The 308-nt window shown below is 46.1% G+C and carries 1 pseudogene; it reads right to left on the bottom strand.

Annotated features, from left to right (window positions below):
- Window positions 1–308 (bottom strand): annotated as a pseudogene (locus PGX78_RS08895) (outer membrane insertion signal); the annotation flags it as partial.

Genomic DNA, 308 nt, shown 5'->3' with positions numbered 1-308 from the left:
TCTTGATTAGCAAAATTATTGGTGTAATTTACACCTAATACTGCGTCTGCACGGTCGTTAATCTTTGCATTGGCACGGAGACGACCGCGGAACTGCCAAGAGCCGTCGTTTTTATTAGATGAATTGTCCTGATTCATGTAACGAACACGAGCGTCGCCCGTTAATTTAACATTGCCTACGCGGTCTTCCAAGTTGGAAACGCGAACACCCAAGTTGTTAAGTTCATTCGAAAATTCATCGGCCAAACGGTTGATGAGGGCGCGCTGTTCAGCATTGGCACGATCTTCATGAGCCATAGCCTTAGCTAC

This window comes from Megasphaera sp. AF13-6AC (genome assembly GCF_027685385.1).
Classification (GTDB): domain Bacteria; phylum Bacillota; class Negativicutes; order Veillonellales; family Megasphaeraceae; genus Megasphaera; species Megasphaera micronuciformis.
Note: the sequence above shows the minus strand (reverse complement) of the source record. Positions and strands in the feature narration are given on the sequence as shown.